The sequence below is a fragment of the Phytobacter sp. MRY16-398 genome (assembly GCF_003925915.1).
Lineage (GTDB): Bacteria > Pseudomonadota > Gammaproteobacteria > Enterobacterales > Enterobacteriaceae > Phytobacter > Phytobacter diazotrophicus.
The window spans coordinates 5,222,400-5,239,960 of the sequence record NZ_AP018756.1 but is presented as its reverse complement, the minus strand read 5'-3'; the positions used below and the strand labels follow the sequence as shown (position 1 = coordinate 5,239,960).

At 55.2% G+C, this 17,561-nt stretch carries 14 protein-coding genes; 7 read left to right on the top strand and 7 right to left on the bottom strand.

The features are described 5' to 3' along the window. Window positions 1–29 precede the first annotated feature (29 nt). The 4 genes from MRY16398_RS25560 (at window position 30) to MRY16398_RS25545 (ending at window position 4,978) form a co-directional block, all read left to right on the top strand. On the top strand, window positions 30–1,163 hold the full coding sequence (locus MRY16398_RS25560; RefSeq protein WP_039077743.1) for an amidohydrolase/deacetylase family metallohydrolase: 1,134 nt from the start codon (window positions 30–32) through the stop codon (window positions 1,161–1,163). Beyond that, on the top strand, window positions 1,147–2,265 hold the full coding sequence (locus MRY16398_RS25555) for a DgaE family pyridoxal phosphate-dependent ammonia lyase (protein WP_125125453.1): 1,119 nt from the start codon (window positions 1,147–1,149) through the stop codon (window positions 2,263–2,265). Before MRY16398_RS25560 ends, MRY16398_RS25555 begins: the two co-directional genes overlap by 17 nt. Beyond that, window positions 2,262–3,002: a 2-dehydro-3-deoxy-phosphogluconate aldolase gene (gene dagF, locus MRY16398_RS25550; RefSeq protein WP_125125452.1), complete on the top strand. Its 741-nt coding sequence runs from the start codon at window positions 2,262–2,264 to the stop codon at window positions 3,000–3,002. Before MRY16398_RS25555 ends, dagF begins: the two co-directional genes overlap by 4 nt. 65 nt (window positions 3,003–3,067) lie before the next feature. Further along, entirely contained in the window at window positions 3,068–4,978 is a 1,911-nt protein-coding gene (locus MRY16398_RS25545) for a BglG family transcription antiterminator (RefSeq protein ID WP_125125451.1), read from the top strand. Between the two features lie 199 nt (window positions 4,979–5,177). On the opposite strand, the gene MRY16398_RS25540 is transcribed toward MRY16398_RS25545, so the two are convergent. Continuing rightward, complete coding sequence (locus MRY16398_RS25540; RefSeq protein WP_052249205.1) at window positions 5,178–5,657, bottom strand: hypothetical protein; 480 nt, start codon at window positions 5,655–5,657, stop codon at window positions 5,178–5,180. Window positions 5,658–6,042: 385 nt separating this feature from the next. Here MRY16398_RS25540 and MRY16398_RS25535 point away from each other — a divergent pair, with 385 nt between their 5' ends. Beyond that, on the top strand, window positions 6,043–6,642 hold the full coding sequence (locus MRY16398_RS25535) for a nitroreductase family protein (protein ID WP_039077739.1): 600 nt from the start codon (window positions 6,043–6,045) through the stop codon (window positions 6,640–6,642). A gap of 131 nt (window positions 6,643–6,773) precedes the next feature. On the opposite strand, the gene nrdG is transcribed toward MRY16398_RS25535, so the two are convergent. The 6 genes from nrdG to treR form a co-directional block, all read right to left on the bottom strand. Beyond that, window positions 6,774–7,238, bottom strand: coding sequence for an anaerobic ribonucleoside-triphosphate reductase-activating protein (gene nrdG, locus MRY16398_RS25530; protein WP_125125450.1), 465 nt, complete (start codon window positions 7,236–7,238; stop codon window positions 6,774–6,776). Then, window positions 7,239–7,553: a hypothetical protein gene (locus MRY16398_RS25525; protein ID WP_125125449.1), complete on the bottom strand. Its 315-nt coding sequence runs from the start codon at window positions 7,551–7,553 to the stop codon at window positions 7,239–7,241. A 36-nt stretch (window positions 7,554–7,589) separates the two neighbouring features. Further along, the gene (nrdD, locus tag MRY16398_RS25520) at window positions 7,590–9,725 is read right to left on the bottom strand and encodes an anaerobic ribonucleoside-triphosphate reductase (protein ID WP_125125448.1); all 2,136 of its coding nucleotides are present in this window, start codon (window positions 9,723–9,725) and stop codon (window positions 7,590–7,592) included. A gap of 494 nt (window positions 9,726–10,219) precedes the next feature. Then, window positions 10,220–11,881, bottom strand: a complete 1,662-nt coding sequence (gene treC / locus MRY16398_RS25515) for an alpha,alpha-phosphotrehalase (protein ID WP_125125447.1) — start codon at window positions 11,879–11,881, stop codon at window positions 10,220–10,222. A 48-nt stretch (window positions 11,882–11,929) separates the two neighbouring features. Then, window positions 11,930–13,348 carry a PTS trehalose transporter subunit IIBC gene (gene treB, locus MRY16398_RS25510; protein WP_125125446.1) on the bottom strand — a complete coding sequence of 473 codons (1,419 nt, stop codon included), beginning with the start codon at window positions 13,346–13,348 and terminating at the stop codon, window positions 11,930–11,932. Between the two features lie 131 nt (window positions 13,349–13,479). Beyond that, window positions 13,480–14,427, bottom strand: a complete 948-nt coding sequence (gene treR / locus MRY16398_RS25505; protein ID WP_039077734.1) for a trehalose operon repressor TreR — start codon at window positions 14,425–14,427, stop codon at window positions 13,480–13,482. A 166-nt stretch (window positions 14,428–14,593) separates the two neighbouring features. On the opposite strand from treR, the gene mgtL reads away from it, so the two are divergent. Both mgtL and mgtA read left to right on the top strand, forming a co-directional pair. Beyond that, window positions 14,594–14,644, top strand: a complete 51-nt coding sequence (gene mgtL / locus MRY16398_RS31335; RefSeq protein ID WP_222557130.1) for a mgtA regulatory leader peptide MgtL — start codon at window positions 14,594–14,596, stop codon at window positions 14,642–14,644. Between the two features lie 199 nt (window positions 14,645–14,843). Further along, window positions 14,844–17,549: a magnesium-translocating P-type ATPase gene (gene mgtA, locus MRY16398_RS25500; protein ID WP_125125445.1), complete on the top strand. Its 2,706-nt coding sequence runs from the start codon at window positions 14,844–14,846 to the stop codon at window positions 17,547–17,549. Window positions 17,550–17,561: the final 12 nt, after the last annotated feature.

Sequence of the window (17,561 nt, the reverse complement as noted above, 5' to 3'; positions counted from 1 at the left end):
GTAAGCGCCCGTTATCACTGGAGATTCGCATGTTTGATTTACTCCTGCGCCGGGCGCGTCTGGTGGATGACACGGTGACGGATATCGCCATCGAAAACGGTAACATCGCGGCGCTGGGCGACATTAGCGGCCCGGCGATGAAAACCGTTGATTTAGGTGGTGAGCATTATGTGAGTGCGGGCTGGATTGACTCCCACGTCCATTGCTACTCCAAATCGCCGATTTACAATGACCAGCCGGATAGCGTCGGTATCGCGACGGGGGTGACCACGGTCATTGATGCGGGAAGTACGGGGGCAGACGACATTGATGACTTTTATGCCATTACCCGTAAGGCGGTGACCGAGGTCTATGCGCTACTGAATATCTCCCGCGTTGGGCTGATCGCGCAAAACGAACTGGCAAACATGGCGAATATTGACGCCGATGCCGCGCGCGACGCGGTGAAACGCCATCCGGATTTTATTGTCGGCCTGAAAGCGCGTATGAGCAGTAGCGTCGTCGGTGAGAACGGCATTAAGCCACTAGAGCGCGCCAAAGCTATCCAGCAAGAGAACGGCGACCTGCCGTTGATGGTTCATATCGGTAACAACCCACCGAACCTGGATGAGATTGCCGATCTGCTGACTTCCGGCGACATCATCACCCACTGCTATAACGGCAAACCCAACCGCATTCTGACGCCATCCGGCGAACTGCGTGCCTCTATCACGCGTGCCATTGCGCGCGGCGTGCGTCTGGATATCGGCCACGGTAGCGCCAGTTTTAGCTTTGCCGTCGCAAAACAGGCTATTGCCCTTGGCATTCTGCCGCAGACTATCAGTTCTGATATCTACTGCCGCAACCGGATCAACGGCCCGGTCTTCTCGCTGGCGAAAGTGATGTCCAAATTCCTGGCTATTGGCATGTCGCTGCCACAGGTGATTGCCTGTGTGACCGACCATGCCGCCGACGGACTGCGTTTGCGTCGCAAAGGCCGGCTTGCCGTAGGCTATGACGCCGACCTGACCATTTTCGACCTGCGCCGTCAGCCCGCGCTCTTTCGTGACGCGGAAAACGACACCCTGCAGGCCGACCTGTTACTCACGCCGCTTGCCGCTATTCGCGCAGGCAAGGGCTATATGACCGAACAAGGGAGTGCGGAACATGTCTTCGATTTATGAAAAATATCAGTTAAAGCAAGTGATTAACGCCTCCGGGCGCATGACGATGCTGGGGGTTTCCACACCGCGCCCGGAAGTCGCTGAGGCCGTGTTGAACGGCATGAATCACTACTTCGAAATGAAAGATCTGGTGAACAAAACCGGCGACTACATTGCGAAGCTGCTGGAAGTGGAAGGGGCGACGGTCGTCTCCTGCGCCTCGGCGGGGATCGCCCAGTCGGTGGCGGCGGTACTGGTGAAAGATAGCGACTGGTTGCTGGAAAACCTGCACAGCACGCCGATTGAGAACAACGAAATCGTCCTGCCACGCGGCCATAACGTCAACTTTGGCGCCCCGGTGGGCACCATGGTGGCGCTGGGCGGTGGAAAGGTGGTTGAAGCAGGCTATGCCAACGAGTGCTCTGCCGACCAACTGGCGGCGGCCATCTCCCCGCGCACGGCGGCAATCCTCTACATCAAATCGCATCACTGTGTACAAAAAAGCATGCTGAGTGTGGAACAGGCGGCGGTAGTGGCACGTAAACACAACCTGCCGCTGATTGTGGATGCGGCGGCGGAAGAAGATTTGCAGTGCTATTACCGTGCCGGGGCAGATCTGGTGATTTACAGCGGTGCGAAGGCGATCGAAGGGCCAACCAGCGGGCTGGTCATCGGCAAAACACAGTACGTGGAGTGGGTCAAACGCCAGACGGCGGGGATCGGGCGCGCCATGAAAGTGGGCAAAGAGGGTATCCTCGGGCTGACATGTGCCATTGAGCACTACCTGAGCGCCACCAAAGAGAGCGGCGCAGAGATGGTCGCCAAAATGACGCCGTTTATCGACAGGCTGAATACCCTCAACGGCGTCAGCGCCCGCGTGGTGTGGGACAGCGCCGGTCGTGATATCGCCCGTAGCGAAATCAAGTTTGATGAAGCGATCACCGGCATTGCCACCGGCGAGCTGGTCAGTGCCCTGAAACAGGGGGAATACGCCATTTATTTCCGTGGCTACAAAGCCAATGAAGGGATCATCGAAGCCGATGTACGCAGCGTGAGCGCTGAACAACTGGACATTGTGGCGAACCGTATCGCCGAAGAACTGAATAAGGAGCCCCGCGCATGAAACTGACGCCCAATTTTTACCATGACCGTGTCTGCCTGAATGTGCTGGCGGGGAGCAAAGAGAACGCCAGCGCTATTTACGAGGCCGCAGAAGGTCATGTGCTGGTGGGGGTGCTCTCCAAAAACTACCCGGATGTGGCAAGCGCGGTGGCAGATATGCGGGAGTATGCGGCGCGTATCGACAATGCCCTCTCCGTGGGCCTGGGGGCAGGGGACCCGAACCAGTCGGCGATGGTGAGCGCCATCTCCCGTGAAGTACAGCCGCAGCATGTTAACCAGGTCTTTACCGGGGTGGCGACCAGCCGTGCGCTGCTCGGTCAGAACGCGACCGTAGTGAACGGTCTGGTGTCGCCAACGGGCACGCCGGGTCTGGTCAAAATCTCTACCGGGCCGCTCAGCAGCCAGGTGGCGGACGGCATCGTCCCGGTGGAAACGGCGATTGCACTGCTCAAAGACATGGGCGGCAGTTCGATTAAATATTTCCCGATGGGCGGCCTGAAATGTCGCGAAGAGTACCAGGCGGTGGCGGAAGCGTGCGCGCGTTATGACTTCTGGCTGGAGCCGACGGGCGGTATCGATCTGGAGAACTTTGGTGAGATTTTGCAGATCGCACTGGACGCAGGGGTGAGTAAAATCATTCCTCATATTTATAGTTCTATTATTGATAAGGTAAGCGGCGATACCCGCCCTGCGGATGTCCGCCAGTTGCTGGCGATAACCCAACAGCGAGTGGGTTAACACACCCTCACCCCGCCCCTCTCCCTCAGGGAGGGGGAGAAAAGCCATGTTAAGAGGACAACGACGTGCGATTCCCCAACCAACGTTTAGCGCAACTGTTTATGATGTTGCAGAACGAGACGCTGCCGCAGGATGAACTGGCGCAGCGGCTGTCGGTTTCCACGCGTACCGTCCGGGCTGATATCACTGCGCTGAATGCTTTGCTGGAAAGCCACGGGGCACAGTTTATCCTCAACCGTGGCAGCGGTTATCAGCTAAAAATTGACGACGCCAGCCGTTATCAGACCCTGCAGGCAGAGCGTCCGCGCACGCTGCGTATCCCCCGCAGCGGAGCGGAACGGGTACAGCATCTTCTGCTGCGTTTTCTGACGTCGGCCTTTTCCATCAAACTGGAGGATCTGGCGGACGAGTGGTTTGTCAGTCGCGCCACGTTGCAAAATGACATGGCGGAGGTGAGGGAGTGGTTTTCCCGCTATCGCCTGACGCTGGAAACCCGGCCGCGTCACGGTATGAAGTTGTTCGGCAGCGAAATGGCGCTGCGTGCCTGCCTGACGGATTTACTCTGGGAACTGACGCAGCAGAATGCCCGCAACCCGCTTGTCACCGAAGAGGCGCTCAATAAAGGGATACCGGAGCAACTGGCGGTGATTCTGCGCGATGTTTTTACCCGGCATCATATTCGGCTGACCGATGAGGGCGAGCGCTTCATCCGCCTGTATTGTGCGGTAGCGGTACGCCGTATCAGCGAAGGGTTTCCGCTGTCAGAGTTCACCGCCGAAGACGGTGACAAGAACGTGCGGGATGCTGCGCGCGAGATTGCCGCCGCGCTGCAACAGCTTGCCGAAAAACCGCTGGCGGCTTCGGAAGTCCACTGGCTGCGGGTGCATATCGCCGGGCGTCAGTTGCAGGACATTACCCCCAGCGCCATCAGTGCGGACGATGACGAAGCGCTGGTCAATTACATCCTCAATTACATCAACACCCACTATAACTACAACCTGCAAAACGATGCGCAGTTACATGCGGATCTGCTTACCCATATCAAGACCATGATCACCCGGGTGCGCTATCAAATCATGATCCCTAATCCGTTGCTGGATAACATCAAGCAGCACTACCCGATGGCGTGGGACATGACGCTTGCCGCGGTCTCCAGTTGGGGGAAATATACGCCGTATGTGATCAGCGAAAACGAAGTCGGCTTCCTGGTGCTGCACATCGGCGTTGGGCTGGAGCGGCATTACAACATTGGCTATCAGCGCCAGCCGCGGGTGATGCTGGTGTGCGATGCGGGTAACGCGATGGCGCGAATGATTGAGGCGGTGCTGCAACGCAAATATCCACAGATTGAGGTCACCCGTACGCTGACGCTGCGCGACTATGAGCAGTGCGAGGCCATTAGCGAAGACTTTGTTATCTCCACGGCAAGGATCAGCGATAAAGAGAAGCCGATTGTGACCATCGCGCCGTTCCCGACGGACTACCAGCTTGAACAGATCGGCAAACTGGTGCTGGTGGACAGAACGCGGCCGTGGATTCTGGAAAAGTATTTCGATGCTTCGCATTTCACGATTATCGACCAGCCGTTAGACAGACAAATGTTGTTCACTACGCTTTGTGCCCAGCTTCAGCGGGAAGGGTTTGTGGATGCGGATTTCCTCGACTCGGTCGTGGAACGTGAAGCGATTGTCAGCACCATGCTGGGTGAGGGGATCGCGCTGCCGCACTCGCTGGGCCTGCTGGCGCAAAAGACGGTGGTCTATACGGTGCTGGCGCCCCAGGGTATTCAGTGGGGAGAGGAGACGGCTCACGTTATTTTCCTGCTGGCCATTAGCAAAAGTGAATATGAGGAGGCGATGGCGATATACGATATTTTCGTCACGTTCTTACGCGAGCGGGCAGCATCCCGATTGAGTGCCTGTAAGGATTTCATGTCATTTAAAACCGTAGCCATGGAATGCGTTAGCCGCTTTTAATGGGGATTGCGCGTTGAAACAACGCGCCCCACCTGACCAGACGTTACTGCTTAATATTCCGAAAGAGTAAAACGAATATTCTATTTAAAGCTTGTGCTTATTTTCCTTGGCGGAAATAAGGTTTTCTTATTTTATATATCTGTGTGCGTAGTAAATGATTTACTATTCCGCAAGCAAGATTGATTATATTTTTTAATATTTATTCTGCGTTACCGGCGTGAGATTTAATAGTCTCTCCCGGAGTCCCTGCAATGTTTGCCATCTCTATATTTAATGATTCCTGAACGCTTTCTGTAGAGCGACTAAACTGTTGCTGCAGGTCTTGCGCCGTTAATTTGACGCCAGAGAGGGCATCAACCATCTCTTCACTCCCGTCAGGATATTTCACCACCGAGACCAGCCGACCATGAAATAGCGGGATGCCCGTCATCTCCAGGGTATAGTCAGTCTTTTTTATTTCTTCCTGTTTTAATTGATGTTGTTTCTTAATTTCCTCCGCTGTTTTGGACGATAGCGAAAGTTTGGTACTGCTATCATCGCTGCCAGAGCTATTAGTGTCAGAATTAGCATCTGCTGATTTAGGTTTATTTCGCAGACCAAACGTACTTTCATTATTTGATAAATGAGGATCACCAAGTGTGCCTGCGCTTACGGCGGTAACTTTATCAATACCGTTCATTGTCATCTCCGAAAAATGCAATCCAGGACCTGACGCAAGGAGCCTTCTGCCTCGTTGGATGATGAATCTACGCGGGAAAGAACGAGACTACGTCATTATCGGCAGTAATAAAAATATGTTTAGTAAATAATCACACTAAGGGTTCTTTCACTTTTTTTGAACGATAGATACAAATAGTTCTGCTTTCCCTAACTGGCTGGCAGGGCTACTCTTTTCACAGTCAGAGTAAACAGCCTGCGGGGTGTTTGCTCTCGTTTAAGGGACCGACAGGAATCAGCGAACCATGAACTCGTTTCAGCGAATTTTGAACGCATTACTTTCCCGGGAGCAGCCCGTCACGCACACCCCAACTCCGTTGGAATTCACCACGCTTTCAGGAGGCGTTATGCCAGAGAACTACCTTGCCTTAGCGAAACAACGCAGAACTATTTATGCACTGGGCAAAGACCTGCCGTTGCCGGAAGATGACGTTGTTCAGACGATTCAGGACGCCATCAAGCAAGCGCCATCCGCGTTCAACTCGCAGAGTTCTCGCGCGCTGATCCTGCTGGGTAATGAGCACAATAAATTCTGGGAGCTGGTCCGTGAGCAACTGAGAAAAATTGTTCCGGCAGAGAGCTTCCACGCCACCTCCGACAAACTCGATGGTTTTGCCGCTGCGGCGGGTTCCGTGCTGTTCTTTGAAGATCAGGACGTCGTGACCGGGCTGCAGGAGCAGTTTGCCGCCTACGCCGACAACTTCCCGATTTGGTCAGAGCATAGTTCAGGTATCGCGCAATACGCGGTATGGCTGGCACTGGCAGAAAAAGGCATTGGCGCCAACCTCCAGCACTACAACCCGCTGGTGGATGCGGATGTTCAGCGTACCTGGAATATCCCGGCGAGCTGGAAACTGCGTGCGCACATGAACTTTGGTTCGATTATTGCGCCTGCAGGCGACAAAGCCTATATGGATGACGCCAAACGCTTTATCGTGGCGAAATAATCCGTTCAGGCTGGGTGTATCACGTGTCTTCGTCGCCCCGGCAGCATAGCGCCGCCGGGGAAAAACCCGGATGGCGGCGCAAGCGCCCGATCCGGGTGACTGATAACCCTGGCACCTGTGCCGGGGTTTTACTATCGCAGGTGATGCACCACCTGGTTGCTGCTGCCCCGCCAGATAAGCGCCGGGTCTTTTAAATCCTGCACAAACTTCCCGTCGATCAATACGTTAATTAAATCGACAACGGCCATTTGCGCGTCGTTCAGCTCGTTTAACTTATACCCCGTCCAGACCCAGATATCTTTGCCCGGACATTCGGTGCGGATGCGCTGCACCAGCTTGAGGATATCCGGGACATTCTGCGGATGGAGCGGATCGCCGCCGGACAACGATATCCCCTGGCGCTTGACGCGGGTGTCATTGAGATCGTCAATGATCTGGTCTTCCATCTCTTTGGTGAACGGCTGGCCCGAATTCAGCCGCCAGGTGCTTTTGTTATAGCATCCAGGGCATTCGTGCACGCACCCTGAAACAAACAGGGTGCAGCGGGTGCCGGGGCCGTTGACGATGTCGACAGGGTAGTATTGGTGGCAATTCACTTATAATTTTACTTCGTAATCAATGTGATCGACGCAAGTTTGAGCTTTGCTGTGATTATCTGCGGTATACCACTCGCCATCACGAATTTGAACATCCTCTAGATCTACCAATCTTAAACAGCGCCAATTATAGGAAGATGAAGGATCGATTTTCCCTTTACTACTTTCTCCTCCAAATTGGAAAAACAATGCCTGTTGTTTGCCATTTTTGGTTCCTAAGGCATGAGGGCACATCTCGCGATAGTAACCATCATATACAGCAGTTATTTGTTTTTTATTCAGAATTGCATCTTTGATTAACTCGTAAGTATTCATACTGCGATCTCCTGATTTACTTGCCGTGAATAGAAATTAACCGAGCTGCCCATTCCCCAGATGCTTAACGCGGCGTTTCACTTCTTCCTGCTTCCCGGCGTTAAACGGACGGGCATCCGGACTACCCAGATAACCGCACACGCGGCGGGTCACCGATACTCGTGCTGCATCGTGGTTGCCGCATTTCGGGCAGGTGAAGCCTTTGCTGGTACACTCGAACTCGCCGGTAAAACCACACTCGTAGCACTCATCAATCGGCGTATTGGTCCCGTAATAGGGCACATGCTGATAGCTGTAATCCCAGACATCTTCCAGCGCACGCAGGTTGTGCTGAATATTCGGGTACTCGCCGTAGCAAATGAACCCCCCGCTGGCGAGCGGTGGATATGGCGCTTCGAAATCAATCTTGTCGTACGGGTTTACCTTCTTCTCGACATCGAGATGGAAGCTGTTGGTGTAATAACCTTTATCCGTCACCCCATCCACCACACCAAACTCAGCGGTATCCAGACGGCAGAAACGGTCACACAGGTTTTCACTTGGGGTGCTGTAGAGGCTAAAGCCGTAGCCGGTCTCCTCTTTCCATTGATCCACCGCCTGGCGCAGACGCTCTACAATCGCAACGCCTTTGGCACGCAGCGTTTCACTGTCGAACATATGCTCTTTGCCGAACAGCGCGTTGATGGTTTCGTGGATGCCGATAAAGCCAAGCGAGATAGACGCACGGCCGTTTTTGAAAATTTCAGAGACATCGTCGTCCGCTTTCAGACGCACGCCGCAGGCCCCTTCCATATAGAGGATCGGTGCCACACGCGCTTTCACCCCTTCCAGACGGGCGATACGGGTCATCAGCGCCTTACGCGCCAGCACCAGACGTTCATCCAGCAATTTCCAGAACGCGGCTTCGTTGCCTTTGGCTTCCAGCGCGATGCGCGGCAGGTTCAGGCTGATGACGCCCAGGTTGTTACGCCCGTCGTGGATCTGTTCGCCGTTCTCTTCGTACACGCCGAGGAAGCTGCGGCAGCCCATCGGTGTTTTAAACGAGCCGGTCACTTTCACGACCTGATCGTAGTTGAGGATATCCGGGTACATGCGTTTGCTCGCGCACTCCAGCGCCAGTTGTTTGATGTCGTAATTCGGGTCATCAAACTTATGGTTCAGGCCATCTTTAATGGCGAACACCAGTTTCGGGAACACGGCGGTTTTACGGTTTTTACCAAGACCCGCGATGCGGTTACGCAGAATCGACTGCTGAATCAGACGCGATTCCCAACTGGTGCCAAGACCAAAGCCGAAGGTGACGAACGGGGTCTGGCCGTTGGCGGTGTGCAGCGTATTGACTTCATATTCCAGTGACTGGAAGGCGTCGTAACACTCTTTTTCCGTGCGGCTGTGTGCGTAGCCGTCGGCATCCGGAATTTTCCATTCGTCGGCGACTTTACGGTGTTTGGCAAAGCTTGCGGTGACAAACGGCGCCAGCACTTCGTCGATACGGTTGATGGTGGTACCGCCGTAAATGTGGCTGGCGACCTGCGCGATAATTTGCGCGGTCACTGCGGTTGCGGTAGAGATGGATTTCGGCGGCTCAATTTCCGCGTTGCCCATTTTAAAGCCGTGGGTCAGCATGCCTTTCAGGTCGATCAGCATGCAGTTGAACATCGGGAAGAACGGCGAATAGTCGAGATCGTGATAATGGATTTCACCACGCTCATGCGCCAGTACCACCTCGCGCGGCAACAGGTGCTGACGGGCATAGTGTTTGGCAACGATACCGGCCAGCAGGTCGCGCTGGGTCGGAATGACTTTACTGTCTTTGTTTGCGTTTTCGTTCAGCAGTGCGGAGTTGGTCTGTTCCACCAACCCGCGAATTTCCTGGTTCAGGCGGCCCCGTTTTTCACGCGCGATATCACGATCGTGGCGATATTCAATATAGGCACGCGCGAGCTGCTTGTGGGAACCGGACATGAGCTGGTTTTCGACAGCGGTCTGGATTTCGTTGATGTCGACCTGTGAACGGTTTTGCATCTGCTGACTGACAATTTCTGCGACGGTGGCGCAATAGTCCGCGTCATCGACTCCCGCTGCTTTAGCTGCACGCAGAATGGCTTCTTTGATGCGCTCTGATTTGAACGGCACTTTCTTGCCGTCTCGTTTCATCACATGCGGTGTCATGATCACTCCATATTAAAAACAGGTTATCCACAGAGGTGAGGAATTATTCACTGGAGGTAAGTGTTGTTGCGACAGTGAGTTCCCCGAATCCTGACCCTTGTTATCCACAATTCCGGCCAGCGTCGATGCCGTTGCTTTGTTGGAATAATAGACGATTAATACAATATGTTGGGTCGGCGTGCATTCTAAGTTCTATATATAGTGATTTGCATCAAACAAGTTTGCGATTTTTTTGATTCAGAACAAAGTAAAAAAGGGAGAGTACAAACGGCGGGCACTGGCGGCTTTGTAAATTCTACCAAGAAAAATCTGATTAATTATTCAACAAAAACAGTAAGGTAATAGGACACGCGGATATAACGCACTCCCCGGTGTCGCTATGCTTGCCAGGGCTACGAATTTCTTTTCCCCCTCTCCCTCAGGGAGAGGGCCGGGGAGAGGGAGAAAACCGGTCGTTGCCCGGATAAGGCGCCTGCGCCGCATCCGGGGCCAGGTCAGTCGTCGGATTGCAGCCACCATACCGCTTCAAACGGACGCAGCGTCATCTCACCGGGCGCTGGGGAAATTTCGGCGTAATTGCTCATGATCGGCTGCCACTGCCCTGGCATCTCTTTAGGTTGCCACTGCTGGCATTCACGGCTCAGGTTTGCCGCCACCACCAGCGTCTGCCCCAGCCACTGACGGCGATAACACCACAACCAGGGGTGCGTGGGCAGCAAATCCTCATAATCGCCCCAGGTCAGGATCGGCTGCTCTTTACGCAAGGCAATCAGACGCAGATAGGTATAAAACACTGAATCCGGATCGTTCATCGCCGCCTGCGCGTTAACTTCGTCGCGGTTTTCACACAGGCCAATCCAGGGTTCACCGGTTGTGAACCCGGCATGCTTCTCGCCCGACCACTGCATTGGCGTGCGGCTGTTATCGCGGGATTTACTGGCCAGAATCGCCAACAGCTCGTCGGCATCGCGCCCGCTGGCCCGTAATTCGGCAAACATATTGTGGCTTTCCACGTCCCGATAATCGGTGATTCGCGTAAAATGCGGATTGGTCATCCCAATCTCTTCGCCCTGGTAGATATAGGGCGTCCCTTGCATACCGTGCAGCACCATCGCCAGCATTTTGGCGGACGGCACGCGCAGTTCGCCTTCATCACCAAAGCGCGACACAATGCGCGGCTGGTCGTGGTTACACCAGAACAACGCATTCCACGCCACTTTATGCATGCCCTGCTGCCAGTGGCTGAACAGCGATTTCAATGCCACGAAATCCGGGCGCGCCAGCCCCCACTTCTTACCGCCGGGATAATCCACTTTCAGATGGTGGAAGTTGAACGTCATCGACAGTTCGCGTCCATCCAGCGCGGCATATTGCTGGCAATGTTCCAGCGAGGTCGATGACATTTCGCCTACCGTCATCAGGTTACGCGGCTGGAAAACATCCCGGCTCATCTCCTGCAAGAATTCATGGGCACGCGGCCCGTCCGTATAAAAACGACGGCCATCACCGTCATGATCGTCCGGGAAATCCTGATCTTTGGAGATCAGATTGACCACATCCAGGCGTAAACCGTCGACACCGCGATCGGCCCAGAATTCGCAGACCTTTTTCAGTTCGCTGCGAACCGCCGGGTTTTCCCAGTTCAGATCCGCCTGCTCCGGCGCAAAGAGATGCAGATAGTACTGCTCGCTTGCCGCGTGCCAGCGCCAGGCGTTGCCGCCAAACTTCGAGCGCCAGTTATTGGGAAGTTCATCCGGTGTGCCATCGCGCCAGATATAAAAACTGCGGTACGGGCTGGCGGGATCCTGAGACTCACGAAACCAGGCGTGCTGCGTGGAGGTGTGGTTAAACACCATATCCAGCACCAGGCGAATGCCGCGCGCTTTGGCCTGAGCGACCAGCTCATCAAAATCTTCCAGCGTACCGTAGAGCGGGTCGATTGCGGTGTAATTGGCTACGTCGTAGCCGTTATCCACCTGCGGTGAGATATAAAACGGTGTCAGCCAGATGGCGTCTACGCCGAGGGTTTTCAGGTAATCGAGGCGCATAATCACGCCGCGTAAATCGCCCGTGCCGCTGCCGGTCGTGTCCTGGAAGCTCTTCGGATAGATCTGGTAGATAACACCGTTCTGCCACCAGTGAGGAAGGGTATTCATAATGATTTCCTGGTAAAAGCGAAGGGGCGCAATCGCGCCCCAAAAAAGTTACACAATCTGCAGCGTGCCCTGGCGGAACTTACGCTGGTAAACCACCGAGGTCAGCGCCATCGGCACGATAATCGCGACGGCCATCGCCAGTGCGAACACCTGCCAGAAAGAGGGCTGAATGGAGAGGATGCCCGGCAGGCCGCCGACACCGATGCCATTTGCCAGCACGCCGTTCAGGCCACACAGCAGCCCGGCAAGACCGGAGCCGACCATCGCGCAGAGCATCGGGAAGCGGTATTTCAGGTTGATGCCGTACATTGCCGGTTCGGTCACACCGAGATAAGCCGCAATGGCCGCCGGGACGGAGATTTCACGTTCGTTCTGTTTACGGCTGACAATAATGATCCCGGTTACCGCTGATGCCTGAGCAATATTAGAGAGCGCAATCAGTGGCCACACCGGGGTGCCGCCCATGCTCTGAATCATCTGCATGTCGATAGCCAGCGTCGTCTGGTGCACACCAGTAATGACCAGCGGCGCATAGAGGAAGCCAAACAGCGCCGCGCCAATGGGCGCAAAGCTGCCGGTCATCAGGTGGCGTACCGCGAAGGCCACGCCATCGCCGATCATGCGGCCGAACGGGCCAATAAAGGCATGAGCGAGGAACACCGCCAGCAGCAAGGAACAGACCGGCACGACCACCAAATAGAGGTAATCCGGCACCCATTTTTTAAGGCGTGTTTCAATGAGCCCCAGCGCCAGACCGGCCAGCAGGGCAGGAATAACCTGTGCCTGATAACCCACTTTGGCGATGCTAAACAGCCCGAAATTCCAGACTTCCGGCACCTGGGAGCCGAGCAGGTAAGCATTCATCAGTTGTGGGGAGACGAGGGTCACGCCCAGCACGATCCCGAGGATCGGCGTGCCGCCCATTTTACGCACCGCCGACCAGCAGATGCCCACCGGCAGATAGAAGAAAATCGCCTCGCCAATCAGCCACAGGAAGTCGTAGACGGTTTTGAGGCCGGGGTACATCTGCGCCAGCGTCTGGCCGTTACTCATCGGCAGATCGCCAATGACGTTACGGAAGCCCAGGATCAAACCGCCGCTGATCAACGCAGGCAAGAGGGGGAAGAAGATCTCGGCAAAGTGTGAGATCAACTGTTCGTGCCATTTCATGTTCTGGCGCGCCGCACGTTTGATCTGTTCTTTATCGGCAGAGGCCTTGCCGATGGCACTGATGAGTGCCTGATACCAGTCGCCCACGTCGGTACCAATAACAACCTGAAACTGCCCGGCGTTGGTAAAGCAGCCTTTGACCATCGGCAGCGTTTCGATGGTTTTTGGGTCGGCTTTGTCCGGTGCGTTCAGGACAAAACGCAGGCGGGTGATGCAATGACTCACCGTAGCGATGTTTTCACGTCCTCCGACCAGTTCAATAAGCCTGGCGAGATCCTCTTGTCTGACTTTGCTCATCGTGATGCCCCACTGAGAGAAATAATGACTGCTGATGAATGTGCGCAAGCATATCCATTGGCTCAATAACTGAAAATGGGAACGTTCCCGAAACCAAGCGAAGATCACAATAAACCGTGCGAGAGGGGGACTCAGGCGAGGTGGGCGGGGATCACAATTTGACGTGGATCGGTGCGGCCATTGACCTGATCGATCAGTTGCGCCGCGGCCTGGCGGCCTGCTTCGGCATAGCCGGGATCAACGGTGACGATCTCCGGGTGGAGAAATTTCATCAACGGTGTATTCCCCACGCTCGCCAGTTGCAGATTATCAATGCGCTGTTCCTGCAAATATTTGCTGGCTCCCAGGGCAAGGGTGTCCGTTGCACAGAGCAGGGCGCTGGTGTCGGGCGTCAACACGCTGGCGACGTTATCGTAGCCATGTTTCATCGCGAGACCCGGCAAAATGAAATTGGGGGTGAGTTGATGGCGCTCGCAAAACGCCAGATAGGCCTCGTGGCGACGCTTGCCCGTGGTGATATCGCTGTGCGGTACGCCAATAAAACTAATGTGGCGATGGCCCTGATCGTAGAGATTCTGCATCAGCAGGTTTATGGCCCCTTCGTCGTCATAGCAGACGGAGGCGAACCCTTTGGCATCCCGTGCCAGCAGGACCAGCGAGGCGCGCCACGAGGATAACAGCTTCTCCGTGACGCCGGTAAAGCCAAACAGCACGACGCCATCAATATTGCGGCGGCGTAGCATATGCAGATGTTCTTCGACCAAATCCGGCGAGAACTGGCTTTCCATCATGATCGGGTCATAACCCTGTTCATAGAAGGTAGGGAGCATGGTCTGGACGGCCAGGTTTTCCGAAAGAGAATCGAGACGGGAGACAATGATGGCCACCACTTTATCGCTCTGACCGCGCATGGCGCGTGCGGAACGGGAAGGTGAAAAACCGTGTTGATTGACCACCGCTTCCACGCGTTCGCGGGTACGTTCGCTTACACCGCTTTCATTATTCAGCACGCGAGACACCGTTGATTTCCCAACGCCACTTAAACGCGCAATGTCTTTGATCGTCAGCCGGTTTTGCATGCGTCCTGTCCTGTTCCTCTTCTGGGCGGATAGCAGAATAAAGAAAGTTTGGTGAGTACTCAACCAAACGACAATGGGTAAAGTCTGGTTTACGTTCGGTTTAATTCACCGGAGTTATAATAACGACGCTTGAAATCGTACTCTTTTCACCCTTACCGGAGGTTTTATGGACCCTGATCCCGCACCTCTCCCGCGACGGAGACACTCTTTCCGGTAAGCCCGCCTTTGCTGCCTTACCGGAAACGTAAGGCAGCGACGCAAAACGTCCCTGCATAACTGAAAACGCCTGCTGGCGCGGATGGCCCGTGCCTGCGGCAATGCACAACATCTTTCGTGATATGTCGAGCCAACAAAGCGACATCGCGAAGGATGACGTGTAGTGGCACCCGCGTGATGCGGGGGCAAGGATGACTACTATGTTCAAAAATATCACCCGACTCCTGGCCCGGCTTAACCGCCACTTACCTCGCCGTCTCGTTCAGCGTGACCCGCTGCCTGACGCCGCTAATATTCAACACGTCGAGGTTCCGGCTTCGCTAAGCGATCGTTGCCTGGCGCTGTCGACGATGGAACTCGCCGAACTGTGGCAACAGCTCAACAGCCATCCGGAAGGGCTGAATGAAAAAGAGGTGCAGGACGCGCGGGAAAAACACGGCGTTAACCAGATCCCCGGTCAGCGCCCGGTGCCCTGGTGGGCGCATCTGTGGTCCTGCTATCGCAACCCGTTTAACCTGCTGCTGACCTGCCTGGGTATTTTCTCCTACGCGTCGGAAGATCTATTTGCCGCCGGGGTGATTGCGCTGATGGTCGCTATATCGACCTTCCTGAACTTTATTCAGGAAGCGCGTTCCACCAAAGCGGCGGATGCACTGAAAGCGATGGTGAGCAATACCGCAACGGTGCTGCGTGTAGCCAATGAGCAGGGGGAAACCCGTTGGATGGAGATCCCGCTCGACCAACTGGTACCGGGGGACATCGTGAAGCTGGCGGCGGGAGATATGATCCCGGCTGATCTGCGTGTGGTGCAGGCGCGCGACCTGTTCGTGGCGCAAGCGTCGCTGACCGGTGAATCCCTGCCGGTAGAAAAAGTGGCAAAAACCCGTGCAGCGGATCAGACCAACCCGCTGGAAAGCGACACCCTCTGTTTTATGGGGACCAACGTGGTGAGCGGCACGGCGCAGGCGGTAGTTATCGCCACGGGCGGCAACACCTGGTTTGGACAACTGGCCGGACGGGTGAGTGAACAAGAGAGCGAGCCGAATGCGTTCCAGAAAGGCATTGGCCGCGTCAGCATGCTGCTTATCCGCTTTATGATGGTGATGACGCCGGTGGTGTTGCTGATCAACGGCTTCACCAAAGGTGACTGGTGGGAAGCGGCGCTGTTTTCGCTCTCAGTTGCCGTGGGGCTGACGCCGGAAATGCTGCCGATGATCGTCACCTCTACGTTGGCACGCGGCGCGGTGAAACTGTCAAAACAGAAAGTGATCGTCAAGCATCTGGATGCGATTCAAAACTTTGGCGCTATGGACATCCTGTGTACCGATAAAACCGGTACGTTAACGCAGGATAAAATCGTGCTGGAAAACCACACGGATATCGCCGGTAAAGTCAGTGAACGGGTGTTGCACTGTGCCTGGCTGAACAGCCATTACCAGACCGGGTTGAAAAACCTGCTCGATACGGCGGTGCTGGAAGGGGTGGAAGCAGAAGCGGCCCGGACGCTCTCGACCCGCTGGCAGAAAATTGACGAGATCCCGTTTGATTTCGAGCGTCGTCGCATGTCGGTGGTGGTCGCCGAAAACGCGGATGCACACCAGTTGATTTGCAAAGGGGCGTTGCAGGAGGTCCTCAACGTCTGCAGCCAGGTGCGTTACAACGGCGATATCGTGCCACTGGATGAAACCATGCTGCGCCGTATTCAGCGCGTCACCGAAACGCAGAACCGCCAGGGGCTGCGGGTGGTGGCGGTGGCAACCAAATATCTCCCGGCACGCAGCGGCGATTACCATCGTGTGGACGAATCCGACCTGATTCTGGAAGGCTACATTGCGTTCCTCGATCCGCCGAAAGAGACCACGGCACCAGCGTTGAAAGCGCTGAAAGCCAACGGTGTGACGGTGAAAATTTTGACCGGTGACAGCGAGCTGGTGGCGGCGAAAGTCTGCCTGGAGGTGGGGCTGGATGTCGGCGAGGTGGTGACGGGCAACCAGATTGAGCATTTGGGTGATGACGAACTGGCGGTGCTGGCAAAACGTACCACGTTGTTTGCCCGTCTGACGCCGATGCACAAAGAACGGATTGTGACCGTGCTGCGTCGTGAAGGGCACGTGGTGGGCTTTATGGGTGACGGCATCAACGACGCGCCGGCGCTGCGCGCGGCAGACATTGGCATTTCCGTGGATGGCGCGGTGGATATTGCCCGTGAAGCGGCCGATATCATCCTGCTGGAAAAAAGCCTGATGGTGCTGGAAGAGGGGGTTATTGAAGGGCGTAAAACCTTCGCTAACATGCTGAAATACATCAAAATGACTGCCAGCTCTAACTTTGGTAACGTGTTCAGCGTGTTAGTGGCGAGCGCCTTCCTGCCATTCCTGCCCATGTTGCCGTTGCACTTGCTGATTCAGAACCTGCTTTATGATGTATCCCAGGTGGCGATCCCGTTTGATAACGTTGATGACGAGCAGATTCGTCAACCGCAGCGCTGGAATCCTGCCGATCTCGGTCGTTTTATGATCTTCTTCGGCCCGATCAGCTCCATTTTCGACATTCTGACCTTCTGCGTCATGTGGTGGGTATTTAAGGCGAATGTGCCGGAAGCGCAGACCCTGTTCCAGTCGGGCTGGTTTGTGGAAGGGCTGCTGTCACAGACGTTGATTGTGCATATGATCCGTACTCGCCGCGTGCCCTTTATTCAAAGCCGCGCCGCCTGGCCGCTGATCATGATGACGCTGATGGTGATTCTGGTGGGTATCGCGCTGCCGTTCTCGCCGTTGGCAAGCTATCTGCAACTGCAGGCATTGCCGCTCTCTTACTTCCCGTGGCTGATTGCGATCCTGGCCGGATACATGACGCTGACGCAGATGGTGAAAGGGTTCTACAGCCGCCGGTATGGCTGGCAGTAACTTGCTGTAATA